Origin of the sequence: Actinopolymorpha cephalotaxi (assembly GCF_013408535.1) — a bacterium.
Lineage (GTDB): Bacteria > Actinomycetota > Actinomycetes > Propionibacteriales > Actinopolymorphaceae > Actinopolymorpha > Actinopolymorpha cephalotaxi.
This window is the reverse complement of sequence record NZ_JACBZA010000001.1, coordinates 5166944-5182551: the sequence shown is the minus strand read 5'-3', so window position 1 is coordinate 5182551 and position 15608 is coordinate 5166944. Positions and strand designations below refer to the sequence as shown.

16 protein-coding genes and 1 tRNA gene are annotated in these 15608 nt (G+C 71.2%); 8 read left to right on the top strand and 9 right to left on the bottom strand.

Translation table 11 applies throughout. The annotated features are described in order from the left end of the window. The first annotated feature begins 18 nt into the window (after positions 1-18). The gene (locus FHR37_RS23020; RefSeq protein WP_092882065.1) at positions 19-852 is read left to right on the top strand and encodes a class I SAM-dependent methyltransferase; all 834 of its coding nucleotides are present in this window, start codon (positions 19-21) and stop codon (positions 850-852) included. Positions 853-894: 42 nt separating this feature from the next. On the opposite strand, the gene FHR37_RS23015 is transcribed toward FHR37_RS23020, so the two are convergent. Together FHR37_RS23015 and FHR37_RS31975 are read right to left on the bottom strand one after the other, a co-directional pair. After that, positions 895-1476 carry a mycothiol transferase gene (locus FHR37_RS23015; protein ID WP_092882067.1) on the bottom strand — a complete coding sequence of 194 codons (582 nt, stop codon included), beginning with the start codon at positions 1474-1476 and terminating at the stop codon, positions 895-897. Positions 1477-1523: 47 nt separating this feature from the next. Next, a complete protein-coding gene (locus tag FHR37_RS31975; RefSeq protein ID WP_092882069.1) occupies positions 1524-3302 on the bottom strand; it encodes an HNH endonuclease signature motif containing protein in 1779 nt (592 codons plus the stop codon). A 200-nt stretch (positions 3303-3502) separates the two neighbouring features. Here FHR37_RS31975 and FHR37_RS23005 point away from each other — a divergent pair, with 200 nt between their 5' ends. Beyond that, positions 3503-4348, top strand: coding sequence for a phosphotransferase (locus FHR37_RS23005; RefSeq protein ID WP_092882072.1), 846 nt, complete (start codon positions 3503-3505; stop codon positions 4346-4348). Positions 4349-4443: 95 nt separating this feature from the next. Here FHR37_RS23005 and FHR37_RS23000 read toward each other — a convergent pair whose 3' ends face one another. The 4 genes from FHR37_RS23000 to FHR37_RS22985 all read right to left on the bottom strand — a co-directional run bounded on the left by FHR37_RS23000 (position 4444) and on the right by FHR37_RS22985 (position 7109). After that, the gene (locus tag FHR37_RS23000) at positions 4444-5385 is read right to left on the bottom strand and encodes an aminoglycoside phosphotransferase family protein (protein ID WP_175542392.1); all 942 of its coding nucleotides are present in this window, start codon (positions 5383-5385) and stop codon (positions 4444-4446) included. A gap of 143 nt (positions 5386-5528) precedes the next feature. Then, positions 5529-5602: transfer RNA gene (locus FHR37_RS22995), tRNA-Pro, on the bottom strand. A gap of 16 nt (positions 5603-5618) precedes the next feature. Next, positions 5619-6182, bottom strand: coding sequence for a GNAT family N-acetyltransferase (locus FHR37_RS22990; protein ID WP_202817945.1), 564 nt, complete (start codon positions 6180-6182; stop codon positions 5619-5621). A 24-nt stretch (positions 6183-6206) separates the two neighbouring features. Beyond that, entirely contained in the window at positions 6207-7109 is a 903-nt protein-coding gene (locus FHR37_RS22985; protein WP_092882442.1) for a metallophosphoesterase, read from the bottom strand. Between the two features lie 97 nt (positions 7110-7206). On the opposite strand from FHR37_RS22985, the gene FHR37_RS22980 reads away from it, so the two are divergent. Next, positions 7207-7659 (top strand): GatB/YqeY domain-containing protein, encoded by a 453-nt coding sequence (locus tag FHR37_RS22980; protein ID WP_092882076.1) that lies wholly within the window; start codon positions 7207-7209, stop codon positions 7657-7659. 107 nt (positions 7660-7766) lie between these two features. Here FHR37_RS22980 and FHR37_RS22975 read toward each other — a convergent pair whose 3' ends face one another. Then, entirely contained in the window at positions 7767-10205 is a 2439-nt protein-coding gene (locus FHR37_RS22975) for a penicillin-binding protein (RefSeq protein ID WP_175542394.1), read from the bottom strand. Between the two features lie 236 nt (positions 10206-10441). Between FHR37_RS22975 and FHR37_RS22970 the strand changes: the two genes are divergently transcribed. Further along, positions 10442-10765, top strand: coding sequence for a WhiB family transcriptional regulator (locus tag FHR37_RS22970; RefSeq protein ID WP_092882080.1), 324 nt, complete (start codon positions 10442-10444; stop codon positions 10763-10765). Between the two features lie 122 nt (positions 10766-10887). On the opposite strand, the gene FHR37_RS22965 is transcribed toward FHR37_RS22970, so the two are convergent. Together FHR37_RS22965 and FHR37_RS22960 are read right to left on the bottom strand one after the other, a co-directional pair. Next, entirely contained in the window at positions 10888-12042 is a 1155-nt protein-coding gene (locus tag FHR37_RS22965) for an ArsA family ATPase (RefSeq protein ID WP_175542395.1), read from the bottom strand. Beyond that, positions 12039-13049 (bottom strand): ArsA-related P-loop ATPase, encoded by a 1011-nt coding sequence (locus tag FHR37_RS22960; RefSeq protein ID WP_092882082.1) that lies wholly within the window; start codon positions 13047-13049, stop codon positions 12039-12041. The genes FHR37_RS22965 and FHR37_RS22960 overlap by 4 nt, the downstream gene beginning before the upstream one ends. A 131-nt stretch (positions 13050-13180) precedes the next feature. Here FHR37_RS22960 and FHR37_RS31970 point away from each other — a divergent pair, with 131 nt between their 5' ends. From FHR37_RS31970 to FHR37_RS22940, 4 genes are read left to right on the top strand one after another with little or no spacing between them, the layout of a single operon-like run. Further along, positions 13181-13336, top strand: coding sequence for a DUF4177 domain-containing protein (locus FHR37_RS31970; RefSeq protein ID WP_092652338.1), 156 nt, complete (start codon positions 13181-13183; stop codon positions 13334-13336). Next, positions 13333-13794 carry a RidA family protein gene (locus FHR37_RS22950; RefSeq protein WP_092882084.1) on the top strand — a complete coding sequence of 154 codons (462 nt, stop codon included), beginning with the start codon at positions 13333-13335 and terminating at the stop codon, positions 13792-13794. The genes FHR37_RS31970 and FHR37_RS22950 overlap by 4 nt, the downstream gene beginning before the upstream one ends. A 9-nt stretch (positions 13795-13803) precedes the next feature. Continuing rightward, positions 13804-14784: an NUDIX hydrolase gene (locus FHR37_RS22945; protein ID WP_237768635.1), complete on the top strand. Its 981-nt coding sequence runs from the start codon at positions 13804-13806 to the stop codon at positions 14782-14784. Next, the gene (locus FHR37_RS22940) at positions 14781-15602 is read left to right on the top strand and encodes an MBL fold metallo-hydrolase (protein WP_237768636.1); all 822 of its coding nucleotides are present in this window, start codon (positions 14781-14783) and stop codon (positions 15600-15602) included. Before FHR37_RS22945 ends, FHR37_RS22940 begins: the two co-directional genes overlap by 4 nt. The last annotated feature ends 6 nt before the right edge of the window (positions 15603-15608 follow it).

The window sequence follows — 15608 nt, the reverse complement described above, 5'->3', positions numbered from 1 at the left end:
CGAACAGGACCTCCGATCATGGATCCCCGCCGTACTGTTTCCTCGACCGAACGCGCCGCCCCCTCTCACCCGCCCGACACCTACGAAGACCTCGTCGCCGATGCCCTGGCCGCCGCCGAGGCGATGAGCGGGTGGGACTTCTCCTACCTGCAAGGGCGGACCAGCGGCGGCGAGCTTTCCTGGTCCTACCCGGCCCTTGCCCGCGAGGCGGTCTCGCGCTCCGCCGCCCTGCTCGACCTCGACACCGGCGGTGGTGAACTGCTCGCCTCGCTGGCCCCGCTTCCTTCCCACACTGTCGCCACCGAGTGCTGGGAGCCGAACGTGCGCGCCGCGCGAAAGCGCCTCGAGCCGTTGGGTGTCGAGGTACGCAGGGCGCAGGAGGACGCTCGGCTACCCGTCGCCGACGGTGAGTTCGACCTGGCCCTCAACCGGCACGGGGCGTTCGACGTCGACGAGGTGTGGCGGGCGTTGTCGCCGGGCGGGATCTTCCTCACCCAGCAGGGCGGAACGCGCAACGACCTCGAGCTCAACGCCGCGCTCGGGGCGCCGCCCGCCCAGGACGTGGACGCCGACGAGTGCGCCAGAACCCTCGCGGGGTTGGAGAATCGTGGGTTCTCGATCCTCACCACACAGGAGGAGTTCGCACCGTACGCCTTCCACGACATTGCCGCGGTGGTCTACCAGCTGACCGTGGTGTCCTGGGTGATCCCCGACTTCGACGTACGCCGGTACGACGCGAAGCTCCGGGAGCTCGACCACCAGCTCCGCACGGAGGGTCCGCTCGTGGTGCACAACCACCGCTACCTGATCAGGGCTGCGAGGCCGACGGCGGACACGCCTGCCCACCGCTGACGTTGGATGGTGAGAGCCCGTCGGTCCGGCGTACGTACTGGTTCAGACGTGCCAACCGGCCGGAGGGTCCTCACCGACCGCGCCGTCCACCGCCTCGCGGAGCAGGTCGGCGTGCCCGGTGTGCCGGCCGTACTCCTCGATCAGGTCGCACACCAGCCGGCGCAGGCTGGCGTGGCGACCGTCGGGGGAGGAGGCGTGCACGAGTTGGTCGAGCCCGCCGTCGGCCAGCGCGGCGTCGAGTCGCGCCTGGGAGCGTTCGACCGCACCGTCCCACAGGGCATAGAGCTCCTCAGGGGAGTCGTCGGCGGCCGAGGTGAACTCCCAGTCGTTGCTGCCATCCCACCCCATCGCCTCCCACGGATCACCGATCGGCTCCCCGCGCAGCTTGGTGGTGAAGATGTAGTCCTCGCAGCCGGCGAGGTGTTTGAGCAGGCCCCCGAGCGTCAGCGAAGAGGCCCCGATGCGTGTCTTCAGCCCGGCCTCGTCGAGGTGGCCCGCCTTCCAGCGGAACGTCGTACGCAGCCGGTTGAGCGCGCCGAGGAGGTGCTCGGTCTCGGTGCCGGCGAGCGGTGGCTCCCAGGGCGGGTCGATCGCCTGAGCGGTCGTCTGGTCGGTGTCGGTCATGGCGGCACCCTAGAACCCATCCCGGACGTTTCCGAATGCAACGAGTCTCAGAACGGCGGTAGGTCATCCTCGGCCGACCGTGCTCCGGCGGTGGCGGGTTCCGGCTCGTCGACGGCTGGGTCGGTGAGGGAGGGCGCCCGGCTGAGGTACTGGCGGCCGAAGGGGTTGGTGAGGGTGTGTTCGCCGGGTCCGGTCTGCTTCAGTTTCCAGTCCCTCTCGGTTTTCGCCTTGTGGTGGCGTGGGCACAGGGGTGCGATGTTGTCGACGGAGGTTTCTCCGCCGTCGGCGTACTCGGTGTTGTGGTCCAGGTGACAGGTCGCGGCGGGTCTGCGGCAGGTGGTCCACACGCAGCGCTGGTCGCGGGCATGGACGAGCTCGGCCTGCAGTCCGCGCAGGAACCTCGCCGGTATGGGATGCAGGTGCAGTAAGCGTCCGGTGACCGGATGGGTGACGCCGACGCTGAAGCGGGCTTCGGGGTTGTCGAGGTGGTTCGCCACGATGCGTTCGGCGACCTCGGTGATGACGGGTCCGAACCCGCCGAGTTCCCCGGGCTGGGTGGACAGCCCCATCAGCGTGGTCAGCGGGATGTTCAGCTGGATCTTCGAGCGCGTTCGTATCGGCCCCCAGCTCGGCTGCGAGGACGACCAGGGCGGCCGCGGTGGTGTCGACCCGGCAGGTGGCGGGTCGGTCGGGTCGGTCGGCTCGTCGGGTCGGCGGTTCTGCTGCGGGATCTGTCCCGCGGCGGAACCGGTGTCGGAACCGGTGTCGGAAGCGGCGGCCGGACCGGCTGCACTCACACCTGCTTCGCCCTCACCGGCTGCGTGCTCTGCGGCTGCGTCCTCGCCGGCTGGGTGTACTGCGGCTGCGTGGTGCTCGGCCGCCTCATGTGCTGCGGTGTCATGGGTGACGGAGCAGGTGCACCAGGTGTCGACACCTGTCAGGGCGCCGGTCTGAGCGGGAGCGCAGTCCCCGCACTGGCACCAGTCGGGGTGCACGTCGTGGTCGGGGTACCGGTGAACGGTGCAGTGCCCGTCCCCGCTCGGCCGCTGGTCGGGCTCACCTTCGGCCTGCCCTGCCTCGTCCTGCTCGGGCTCTTCTTGAGCTGCCTGGTCTTCGTCGGTGTGATTGTCGGTGTCGGTGGGGGTGGAGCAGTCGATGATGTCGGCCATGCCGGTCAGCAGGGAGGCGGCGACGTCGGCGCGGAGCTGGCCGAGTTTGCGGGGGTCGCCGCCGGACTTCACTGCACGCGCGATCGCGTCGATGTTCCCGTACGCCTCCGCGGCCTGGTCGGCGGACAGTCCTCGGATGCCGAGGTCGGCGACTCCGTCGACGGAGGGCCAGATCGCGACGTCACGCGCGGAGCGCTTGGCCTTGTGCCGTTCCACTGCCGCGTCGGTGTCTGCCCTGAGGACCTCTGCCTCCACCTTCGCCCGCAACAACCCGCCCCGCAGTTGGAGCACCTTCGGAAACAGGGCGGCCTCGATGGCGTCCCACAGGTCGGGCTTGGCGTCGGTGACCCGGTCGACGATGACGCGAAAGTCCGCGGTGAACCTGCGCCCGCCCGGACCGGTACACATACCCGGATCAGCGTGGGCAAGCTCGTTCACCCCTGTCAAACAGCGGGACTCCACCCAGCAGCTCAGCCGCCGTGCCCCCTTGACGTACTCCTCCAACTCCCACCCGTCACACGCGGCCAGGTCGACCGAAGCGATCGCCACCGCCAACTCCGGCCCACCCGGCAAATCCTCAAACCCCGCAGGCAGCACCCGACAGCCACCCAGGTCCTCACCCGGGTGGCCGTCGAAGTGCTTACCGTCGTCGCTCATGTGTTCGAATCTACCGAACAAGATCGGTTTCCGCTCGCGGGAAACCCCTTATCCACAAGGCGAATCTGCGTCAGCTTCAAGTTGCGCTCGTTCGGGCTCGGGCTGCGGCGAAGCAGAGCGGACACGGGCAGGAGGATCCTTCACGGTTACGCCACTGGTGCTTCCACCCCTGCCAACCAGGACAGCCCTAGGCTTCCGTGATGACTTCGGAGGCTCAGCTTTCACAGCAGCAGCGCCACCTGTTGGAGCGGTGGCTACCTGGCGCGGAGGTGGTGCGAGACCACAGCTGGGGACTGGTCGGGACCGTAGTGCTCGAGCTGCGTCACAACGCGGTCCGGTACATCGCCAAGGCGGGTGACGGCAAGGATCACCACCTGGCGCGTGAGCTACGGGCGCACCGCAACTGGCTCCAGCCCTGGACGTCACGCGGACGGGCGCCGGGCCTCGTGTACGCGGACGCCGACGCGAAGCTGTTGGTGACTCGCTACCTGCCTGGTGAACTCGTACAGGGAAACGACCGCGAAGGCGATCCGGACACCTACCGCCAGGCCGGCCGGTTGCTGGCGCTGTTGCATGAGCAGCTCTCGGTCGAGGACGACGAGTTCGAGGAAGGGGAAAACGCAAACACGCTGGCGTGGCTGAACCGACCGCACCGGATCGCGCCCGACGTTGCCGCGCGTTTGCGAGAGACGGTCGAGTCGTGGCCCACGCCGACAAGCACGCTGGTGCCGACGCACGGCGACTGGCAGCCTCGCAACTGGCTCGTCCACAAAGGAACAGTGAGCGCGATCGACTTCGGGAGAGCCGACCTGCGTCCGGCGTTCACGGACTTCGTTCAGCTGGCCACCCGGCAGTTTCGGTCCGATCGGCGCCTCGAGGACGCGTTCCTGGACGGATACGGCCGGGATCCGCGAGAGCCCGCGGCGTGGCGCCGAACCCGGATCCGCTACGCGATCGGGACCGCCGCGTGGGCCTACCAGGTCGGCGATGAGTCGTTCGAGGAGGAGGGCCACCGTCTGATCGCCGAGGTACTGGCGGAAGGTTGAGCAGGCGGCCGGGCCCTCGACTCACTCGATCGCTCCGATGGTGGGCAGCTCGTCGGGGGAGCTGTCAACGCGCCGTTGCGCTCGTACGCCACCGGTCAAACGTGGTCCGGTGACGCGAGGAGTTCGGCGGTCTCGAGGTAGGGGCGGGCCATCTCGTCGGCGCCGAAGCTCAGCGCGTACAGCCCGGTCGACACCCGCTGGAGGAATCCCCACTCCCAGATGGCCTTCTCGTCGAGACCGGTGTGGCCCGCCAGCAGCGCGCAGTAGTGCCGGGCCAGGACCGGCGCGTCGCCGGCGAGGAGCTGCGGGCCCCAGTCGCGAAGGACGACACCGAGGTCGTACGTCGGATCCGCGATGAGGCCGTCCGGGTCCACGAAGACGAAGCCGGACTCCGCACCCGGCCTCGGCGTGAGCACCCGCAGCGTGTTGCCGGGATGGGGATCGCCGTGCACCACGACCGAGCGGTCGAGGTCGAAGGCGGCCGCCCGTCGTTCGGCGTAGGTCAGGGCCTGCGTCACGACGCGTTCGGAGCACGGGTGGCCGAGCCGTTCCCACAGGGTGCCGACGAGCTCGATCAGGCCCAGGGCCGGGTCGACCGCCGGTCCCGGAGGCCGCGGCACCTGCCAGGCCTGGCGGAGGGTCGCGCACAGGGTCGCGATCTTGTCCTCGGGAGGAACGTCGACCTCCCCCAGCGGCCGGCCGAGCGCCTCCAGCAGCATCGCGTGCTGGTCGACGTCGTGGGCGAGCAGCCGGACGTACCCGTGCCCGTCCGCGTCGACGAGCGTGCGTACCTGGCCGCCGAAGTCGTACTCGGGCACCGCGAGCTTGAGAACGGCGTCCTGGCCGTCCGCCGTACGGGCGCGTGCGACGAAGGACGCGGTGCCGCCGGACAGCGGCGGGCCGACCGTGACGGACCACCTGCGGGCGAGCTCGTCCACGAGGGCGGGCAGTCCCGCGAGCCACTCCTCCCCGCGGGGGCCGAGGTGCGCGGCCTTGCGCCGCACCACGTCCTGCAGCTGGATCGTCCGTTCGGTCACGGCGCCGATGGTCCCACACCGATCCCGGCAGCCCCGATCCCGAGTTCGCGGCGAGGACGGAGATCGCCGCTCGGGTGCCCCGAAACGGGCCCCAGACGCTCGAAGGCCCTGCCGGAGGAGTCCGGCAGGGCCTTCGACCTGCGTCGGGGTGGCGGGATTTGAACCCACGACCTCTTCGTCCCGAACGAAGCGCGCTACCAAGCTGCGCCACACCCCGAGAACGCCAGGTGAGTCTATCGGGCCTCTTCGCGAGCCTGCGACTGGGTATCGCTCATGGCGTCCGGGATGCCCCGGTAGACCGTCAGCGGCCATTCCTGGAACTGCACCTGCCGCCAGTAGGTCATCCCGAGCTTCTCCATCACCCGCACCGACCGGACGTTCGCCGCGACCGTGATCGCGATCAGCGACCTGAGCCGGAGCTGGCCGTACGCGAGATCACGAACGGCCACTGCCCCCTCGGTGGCCAGGCCCTGGCCCCAGGTGGACCGGGCCAGCCGCCAGCCGATCTCGACCTCCTGCGGGACGGCGAGGTGCTGGTGCAGGCCGATGAAGCCGGCCAGCTCGCCCGTCGACCGCAGCTCCACCGCGTACAGCCCGTAGCCCCGCTTCTGCCAGTGCTCCTCGATGCGCTCGGCCAGCTGGTCGCTCTCCGCCTGGCTCATCGGCGTACCCATGATGTGTTCCATCACCATCGGGTCCGCGTTGAGGGCGGTGAACGCCGGCCGGTCCTCCGCCCGCCACGTCCGCAGGATCAGCCGCGGTGTGGTCAGCCGGGCCGGGACCCTCAGCAACCTCACGCAGGCACCCTCACTCGACCACCCTCACCGGGCGGGTCGCAGGGTCAGCAGGCTGGCTTCGGGATAGCAGGCGAACCGGATCCGGGCGTACGGCGACGTGCCCAGGCCCGCGGACACGTGCAGCCACGACAGGCCCCAGCGGGACAGGCCCTTGGCCCGGCCCCTGTCCAGGTCACAGTTGGTGACCAGTGCGCCGTACAGCGGTAGGGCCAGCTGGCCGCCGTGGGTGTGCCCGGCCAGCAGGAGGCGGTACCCGTCGGCGGTCATCGCGTCCAGCACCCGGCGGTACGGCGCGTGCGTGACCCCGATGGTGAGCTCGGCGGACTCGTCGGCGGGCCCCGCGACCTCGGAGTACCGGTCGACGCGGATGTGCGGGTCGTCCACGCCCGCGAACGCCCAGCGCCTGCCGTCCGCCTTCAGCTCGCCCTTGGCGTTGTTGAGGTCCAGCCAGCCGGCCTCGGTGAAGCCTCTCCGCAGGTCCTCGATCGGCAGCTTGGGGGCGACCAGCGGCCGCGGGCCTTCCTTGCGCCGGAGGTAACGGAACGGGTTCACCGGTGATGGTGCGTAGTAGTCGTTCGACCCGAAGACGAAGACGCCGGGCAGCTCCAGCAGCCGCTCGTAGGCGTGCAGCGCCACCGGGATCGACTCCGGGTCGGAGATGTTGTCGCCGGTGTTGACCACCAGGTCGGGCTCCAGCGCGGCGAGGCCGCGCACCCAGTCCACCTTGTCCTGCTGGTCCGGCATGAGGTGAAGGTCGGACAGGTGCAGGATGCGCAGCGGCCGGCTGCCCGGCGCCAGCACCGGTACGTCGAAGCGGCGCAGGCGGAAGGCGTGCGCTTCGTACGCCGCGGCGTAGGTCACGCAGGCGGCGCCGGCGGCGACGGCACCGGCGGCTGTTCCCAGGGAGTACTTGAGCAGCGGATGCACCCGGCCAGCGTCCCACACCAGGCTGTGGTCGGCGAACTCAGCGGCGGGCCCGGCTCGTAGCCGCCGGCCCGGCGCGCACCGACCGTAGGATCGGCGCATGAGTGACCTCAAGGACCGTCTGCGCAGTGACCTGACCGCCGCGATGAAGGCGCGGGACGCGTTGCGCGCCTCGACGCTGCGGATGACCCTGACCGAGGTGACGAACGCCGAGGTGGCCGGCACCTCCGCGCGGGAGCTGAGCGACGCCGAGGTGCTCGAGGTGCTGGATCGGGAGGCGAAGAAGCGCCGGGAGGCGGCCGACGCCTTCGAGCAGGCCGGCCGCGGCGAGCTCGCCGGGAAGGAACGGGCCGAGGGCGAGATCATCGCCGAGTACCTCCCCGCGCAGCTGTCCGACGAGGAGCTGGCGGCGATCGTGGGCGGCGCTGTCGACGAGGTCGGCGCGACCGGCATGAAGGACATGGGCAAGGTGATGAAGGTCGTCCAGCCGCAGGTGAAGGGCCGGGCCGAGGGTGGCCGGGTCGCCGCCGCCGTCCGGTCGAAGCTCGGCTGACCGAGGCCCCCCGTACGCACAGCACAGGGCCGCCCGGCCACCGGATCTCTCCGGTCGGTCGGGCGGCCCTGTGCCTGATGCTCCAGTCTCGTACGGCCGGCCGGGGCTCAGCCCGCTCCCAGGACTCCGCCGAGCGGTCCCTGCGGACCCGGGTTGTGCGGTCCGCGGGGCTTACCGGGACCGGGCGGGAACGGACCGGGCGGCAGGTCCGGCCCCTTCGGCGCCGGCGGGTTGGGCTGCGGCTGGGGCTGGGGTTGCGGCGGCGGCGCGGGCGGGGTGCCGTCGGAGATGTAGACGACGATGGTCGAGCCCGAACCGGCCTTGCTGTTGGGCCCTGGGCTCTGCCGGGCGACCGTGCCGCGGGGCAGCCCGGAGTCGACGAAGGAGCCGACGGCCATGCTGAAGCCGGCCGCCTCGATCGTCTTCTGGGCCTGGTCGCGGCTCATCGAGATCACCGACGGGACGTCGGTCGGCACGCCCTGCACGACGTCGGGGTTGGGCTCGACGAAGTTCGGGCTCTTCTTGCCCTCCAGCGCACCCTTCATCGCCGCGGTCCACATCGGACCGGCGAGCTTGCCACCCCAGACCTGGTCGCCGAAGACCCGGCGGCCGCCGATCTCCTTACCGATCAGGCTGGTCTGCGGCGCGTCCGCGTCGGTGATCACCGACGCGGCGGCCATGTTCGTGGTGTAGCCCATGAACCACACGCCGATGCGGTCCTCGCTGGTACCGGTCTTACCGGCAGCCTGACGTCCGTCGAGGTGCATGTCGGCGCCGGTACGGCCCGGGTCGGGGCCGTCGATGACCTGGCGAAGGACGTAGTTGACGCCATCGGCGACGTCACGCGGCATGACCTGCTTGCAGTCGGGTCCCTGCACCTTGACCTGGTTGCCGGCGCGGTCGGTCACCTCGGTGATCGGGATCGCGTTGCAGTGCAGCCCACGGGCGGCGAACGTGGCGTACGCCTCGGCCATGGACACCGGCGCGATCTCGTTGACGCCCAGGGTGAACGGCTTGACCTGCTGCAGCGGCCTGCCGTCGGCGCGGACGGCACCCATCTTGGCGGCGATGGTGGCCGGCTCGCAGATGCCGGTCACCTTCTCCAGTTCGGCGAAGAACGTGTTCACCGAGTGGGTGGCACCGGAGATCATCGTGCTGGTCGGGCCGGCGCTGGTGGAGTTGCTGACGTTCCACGGCTCGGTGACCGCGCCGGGCCTGCCGCCCGGGCAGGTCTTCACCGGCCCGGTGATCGTGGTGCTCTGCGGCGACGGGAACGACTGCGTGATCGGGATGCCCTGCTTGATCGCCGCGGCCAGCACGAACGGCTTGAACGTCGAACCCGGCTGGTAGCCGAGCGTGCCGTTGTACTTCTGCGGGACGTTGAGGTTGATGAACGTGTTGCCCTTGCCCTGGCCGTAGCCCCGTGACTGGGCCATCGCCTTGATGTAGCCGGTGCCCGGCTCGACCATCGACACCGCGCCGATCGCGCCGTCCTTGGGCCGGACGCTGTCGTGCACGGCCTTCTCCGCGGCCGCCTGGGCCTTCGGGTCCAGCGTGGTCTGGATCGTCAGCCCGCCCTGGTCGATCAGCTGCCGGCGCTGGTCGCGGGTCTTGCCGAGGTGGGGGTCGTGCAGCAGGAGCTGCTCCACGTAGTCGCAGAAGAACGGGTACTTCGAGTAGTAGCAGCCGCGGGGCGTCCTGCTCAGCTTCAGCCCGACGCCCGTCGCCCGCGCGTCCTGGTACGCCTTCGGCGAGATCATCCCGAGGGTGGCCATGCGGGAGAGCACGAGGTTGCGGCGGTTCAGCGCGGCCTTGGCGTCGGCGACCGGGTTGACGTTGTTCGGGTCGCGCACCAGCCCGGCGAGCATCGCCGCCTGGGGCACGGTGAGCTTGGCCGCGGTGGTGCTGAAGTAGTGCCGGGCGGCGGACTCGACGCCGTAGGCGCCGTCGCCGAAGTAGACGATGTTGAGGTACTTGCCCAGGATCTCGTCCTTGGTCATCTTCTTCTCGAGCTCGACGGCGTAGCGCAGCTCCTGGAGCTTGCGACCGTAGGAGTCCTCGATGACCTGGGCCTTCTCCTCGGGGGTCTGGGCGTTCTCGAACAGCACCTGCTTGACGTACTGCTGGGTGATGCTCGAACCGCCCTGGGAGACCCCGCCGGACTGCTGGTTGCGGACGAACGCACGCAGTGTGCCCTGGATGTCCAGCGGACCGTGCTGCCGGAAGCGGGCGTCCTCGATCGCGACGATCGCCTGCCGCATCGCCGGGGCCACCTTCTCCAGGGGCACCTCGACGCGGTTCTGGTCGAAGAAGGTCGCCATCACCGAGCCGTCGGCGGCCAGCACCCGGCTGCGCACGGGGAGCGGCGGGCTCGCGAGGTTGCCGTCCATGTTCTCGAACCCGTCGGTCGCGGACTGGGAGGAAAGCCCCAGCAGACCGGCGAAGGGGACGGCCAGCCCGGCGACGAGGGCGCCGGTGAGCGCGCTGATCCCGACGAACAGCAGGATCTGCGAGACGAATCCCCGCTCACCGTGTGTTCGCGACATGGCTCGGATTGGGCTCATGACGGCATAGCCTACGCGGTCGTCCTGAGTGATCGCTTCGTCAAGTCGCCGACCTCCCGAGCTCTACTTACCCCGTCCGACGGTCGACACAATCGCAAATCTGGCCTTCGGGGGCTGTCGCTTTGGGCTCTCGTGGCCTTACCCTCCTGCCAGGACGTTGGGGGAACGTCCGTGCATCGGTCACCTTGCGTGGCCGACGTCAGGGGAGGGACAAAAGAATGACATGGAATGGCGACTGGGTCCGGCTGGCCGCCTGCCGCGGAAGTGACGAACCCGACCGGCTGTTCGTCCAGGGGGCCGCTCAGCACGATGTCAAGACCGTCTGCATGGGGTGCCCGGTGCGTACCGAGTGTCTCGCCGAAGCACTGGACGGTCGGATCGAATGGGGGGTCTGGGGTGGAATGACCGAGCGCGAGCGTCGTGCCGTGCTCCGTCGGCGCCCCACCGTCACCTCGTGGCGGCAGCTGCTCGAAACCGCTCGTACGGAGTACGAACGGGCCTACACCACCCACGGACCCGCCCGGGTCCGTGCGCTCGGGTAGACAGGCGAGCAGCGAGCGCAGGTAGCACTTCACGTCGGTGCCCTCGTCCCGGACCATGACGGGGGCCCGGCCTTTTCGAACCACCACCATCGGCGTATGCCCGTCACCTCGGCGACCGCCGGTCATTCGCCGCTGAGCCGGGCACCGATCTCGCGCAGACCGTCCAGGTCGTGCACGTCCGACGACAGCGCGGGTACGCCGGCCACGGAGACACCCGGGTGCGCCGAGGCGAACCTCTCGGCCAGGTGGTGCTCACGGACGGCCCGGCGCATGCGTTCGCCGTGCAGGCGCAGCACCGCGGCGGCGACCGGGTGCTTGCCGGACTCGGTGAGCGCCTCGGCCGCCGACAGGCTGCGTTCGGCGGAGACGTGGGTCGCCGCCGGCGAGGTCATCCGGTTGAGCACCATCCCGGTCAGCGGCATGCGCTCGTCCCGCAGGCGTTCGACGAAGTAGGCCGCCTCGCGCAGGGCGTCCGGCTCGGGCGCGGCCACCACCAGGAACGCCGTCCGGTCCTCCTGGAGCAGCGCGTAGGTGCGCTCCGAGCGCGCCCGGAACCCGCCGAACGTCGTGTCCAGGGCGGAGACGAACGTCTGGATGTCGGTCAGCACCTGCGCGCCGAGGAGCTTGGTGAGCGTTCCGGTCACCAGACCCATCCCGGCCGAGAACACCTTGATCGGGCCGCGGGCGGGCGCGCTCAGCAGCCGCAGCAGCCGGCTGTCCAGGAACGACGACAGCCGCTTCGGCGCGTCCAGGAAGTCCAGCGCGGACCGCGACGGCGGGGTGTCGACGATGATCAGGTCGTACCGCCCGTCGGCCAGGGCGTCGGCGTGCAACTGCCCCAGCTTCTCCATCGCCATGTACTCCTGGGTGCCGGCGAAGGACGACGACAGCGCGACGTAGAACGGGTTCTCCAGGATCACCTTCGCCTTCTCCGGCGAGGTGGTGGCCAGCACCACCTGGTCGAAGGTGCGCTTCATGTCCAGCATCATCGCGTCGAGGTGACCGCCCCGTTTGGTGTCGATCCCCTCCACCCGGCGCGGGGTGTCGTCGAGCTCGGGCAGCCCCATCGCCTGGGCCAGCCGGCGCGCCGGGTCGATGGTGAGGACGACGACCTGCCGGCCGCGTTCGGCGGCGCGGACGCCGAGAGCCGCCGCGGTGGTGGTCTTGCCCACCCCGCCGGAACCGCAGCAGACGACGATCTCCACCGTCCGGTCGTCCAGGAGCGCGTCGATCTCCAGTCCGTGCAGCCCGTCCACGGTCTTCTTCCGCCTGGTCATGCCATCCCCTGCGCGGTGAGTGCGTGGCTGAGCTCGAACAGCGCGCCGAGATCAACTCCGTCGGTGAGGCGGGGTAGTTCGTACGTCGGCCGGCCCAGCGCGGTGACCTGAGCCCGCAGCTCGTTCTCCAGCTCGACCCGGACCGCGTGCTCGCGGGCGTCGGTGAGCAGCCCGGTCACCGTCTCGTCGTCGGCGGACAGCCCGGTCTCGCGGAGCGCGGAGGTGAAGTCGGAGCGGGGGAGCGAGCCACCCGCGGCCGCGGCCAGCGCCTTCGCGTCGAGGGGGCTCTGCTCGGCCAGGTTGACCACGACCGCGCCGACGGGAATCTTCGCCTCCCGCAGCTCGGCGATCCCGTCCGCGGTCTCCTGGACGGGCATCTCCTCCAGCAGCGTCACCAGGTGCACGACCGTCTGCGGCGCACGCATCATCGTCATGATGCTGTCGGCCTGCCGGCGGATCGGGCCGACCCGGGCGATGTCGGCGACTCCGGCGTTGACACCGAGGAAGCGGGCGATCCGGCCGGTGGGCGGGGCGTCCAGCACCACGGCGTCGTAGACCCGCCCGTGGGTGCGCTTCTTCTCCTTGCGGCGGACGGCCTCGTAGACCTTCCCGGTGAGCAGGACGTCGCGTACGCCCGGGGCGATGGTGGTGGCGAAGTCGATCGCGCCCACCTTGTCCAGGGCACGGACGGCCCGGCCCATGCGGTAGTACATCTCGAGGTACTCCGCGAGCGCCGCCTCCGGGTCGATCGCCAGGCCGTAGACCTCGCCGGCCGTGGCGTTCTCGTCGGGCACGGCGGCGATCCGGTGCTCGTCGTAGGTGCGGTTGGGCGCGTCGAACAGCCGGGCGATGCCCTGGCGGCCCTCGACCTCGCACAACAGGACCGTCTGCCCGCTGGCCGCGAGGGCGAGCGCGAGCGCTCCGGCGACCGTCGTCTTACCGGTGCCGCCCTTGCCCGTCACGATATGGAGGCGGACACCCTCCCAGTCACTGTCACCGCGTGTCACGCTCGTCGAGACTAGCCGCTGCGACGGCCGCGCCGGTAACGGACCGCCGGACCGGGAGCTGTGGCCGGACTTTCGGACCGGACATTCCGGGCGGGCGGAGACCGTCGGCGCGGTGCCATAAGCTCGCGGCCATGACGAAATGGGAGTACGCCACCGTCCCCCTGCTGGTGCACGCGACCAAGCAGATCCTCGACAACTGGGGCGAGGACGGCTGGGAGCTGGTCCAGGTCGTGCCGGGCCCCAACCCCGACAACCTGGTCGCCTACCTCAAGCGGGCCAAGGCGTGAGCGGACCCGAGGCCAGGCTCGCCGAGCTCGGGCTGGAGCTGCCGCCGGTGGCCGCGCCGGTCGCGGCCTACATCCCGGCGGTCCGCACCGGCAACCACGTCCACACCTCCGGCCAGCTGCCGATCTCCGGCGGGTCCCTGCTGGCGACCGGCAAGGTGGGCGCCGAGGTCAGCCCGGAGGACGCCTACAAGCTGACCCGGCAGGCCACCCTCAACGCGCTCGCCGCGGTGCGCGCCGAGCTGGGTGACCTGTCGGCGGTGACCCGGGTGGTCAAGGTCGTGGTGTTCGTGGCCAGCGCGCCCGACTTCACCGGGCAGCCGAAGGTCGCCAACGGCGCCTCGGAGCTGCTCGGCTCGGTGTTCGGCGACGCGGGCCGGCACGCCCGCAGCGCGGTCGGCGTCGCGGTGCTGCCGCTGGACGCCCCGGTCGAGGTCGAGCTCGTGGTGGAGACGGGGTGAGCACCCCCGGTGGACGCGGACGCGGGTGAGACGGGGGCGCTCGACGGGCCGGCGTACGACAGTTCGGCGTACGACAGTTCGGTCCGGGTGGTGCCGCCCGCGCTGGTCGAACGCGCCGCCCGGCTGGAGGCCGGGGACTTCACTCCGGTCCGGCCGCGGCACGCCTCCACCGTCGTGCTCCTGCGCGACGGCGCCACCGGCCTGGAGGTCTACCTCCTGCGCCGGCACACCTCGATGGCGTTCGCCGCCGGGATGTACGCCTTCCCAGGCGGCTCGGCCGACGCCCGCGACGCCGACGCCGCGCTGGGGTGGGCCGGCCCGGCACCCGCGGAGTGGGCCGCGCGGCTGGGTTTCGCCGACGAGGGGCTGGCCCGGGCCTCGGTCTGTGCCGCCGTACGCGAGACCTTCGAGGAGGCGGGCGTGCTGCTCGCCGGCCCCGACACCGGCACCGTGGTCGCCGACCCGACCGGGGACGACTGGGAGCGCGACCGGATGGCCCTGCTCGGCCGGGTGCTGCCGTTCGCCCAGCTGCTCGAGCGCCGCGGCCTGGTGCTCCGTTCGGATCTGCTCGCGGCGTGGGACCACTGGATCACCCCGCGGGTGGAGGAACGCCGGTTCGACACCAGGTTCTTCGTCGCCGCCCTGCCGGCCGGCCAGCAGCCCCGGGACGTGTCCGGTGAGGCCGACCGGGTGGCGTGGATGCGGCCCGCCGACGCGCTGGCCTCGGTGCGCCGCGGCGAGATGCGGATGCTGCCCCCGACCTACCTCACCCTCGCCTCGCTCGCCGACCTGCCCGACGTCGGGGCCGCGCTGGCCGCCGCCGGCGGTCGGACGATCCGGCCGGTGCAGCCGAGGGTCCGCCGCACCCCGGACGGCGCGCGGTGGGTGCTTCCCTGGGACGCCGACTGGGACGCCGACTGGGACGCCGACGGGGAGGGTGACGCGGCCTCGGCCGACGGCCCGGCGTACGACGAGGGGGAGTTGCGGTGACCGCCCCGGAGCGGTGGACGGGTGGGCCGGTGGGGCCGCGCGCGGTGTGCGTTCTGGCGGGCAACCCGGGTCCGATGACGCTGGACGGCACCAACACCTGGGTGCTGTTCGGCGCTTCAGGTGACGCGCTGGTGGTCGACCCGGGCCCGGCCGACGAAGGTCATCTGCGGCGGGTCCTGGCGGCAGGCGGGTCGCGCGGAGGCCGGGTGACGGGTGCGGTTCTCACGCACGGCCACCCCGACCACTCCGAGGGAGCGCGCCGGTTCGCCGAGCTCGCCGGGTGCCCGCTGCGTGCGGTGGATCCGGCGTACGCCCGAGACGGCGGGCTCGCCGACGGCGACGTGCTGACGGTCGACGACCTCGCCCTGCGGGTGGTCGCCACGCCGGGCCACACCTCCGACTCGGTGACGTTCTTGCTCCCGGGCGCCGCGGGTGATCCGACAGGTCCGGCCGTCCTGCTGACCGGCGACACCGTTCTGGGCAGGGGAACCACCGTGGTGGCCCACCCCGACGGCGCGCTCGGGCACTACCTCGCCTCGCTGCGCCGGCTCCGCGAGCTGATCGTGCAGACGCCCGTACTCCGGCTCCTGCCCGGGCACGGTCCGCCGATCGAGGACCCGCTCGGCGTCCTGGACCACTACCTCACCCACCGTGCCGAACGCCTGGAGCAGGTGCGCGCGGCCGTCCGGGCCGGCGCGCGGACGCCGGGGGAGGTGGTCGAACGCGTGTACGCCGAGGTCGACAGGTCGCTGTGGCCCGCGGCGGAGCAGAGTGTGCGAGCCCAGCTCGACTACCTGGACTCCCTCACCGGGGCCTGAGCAGGC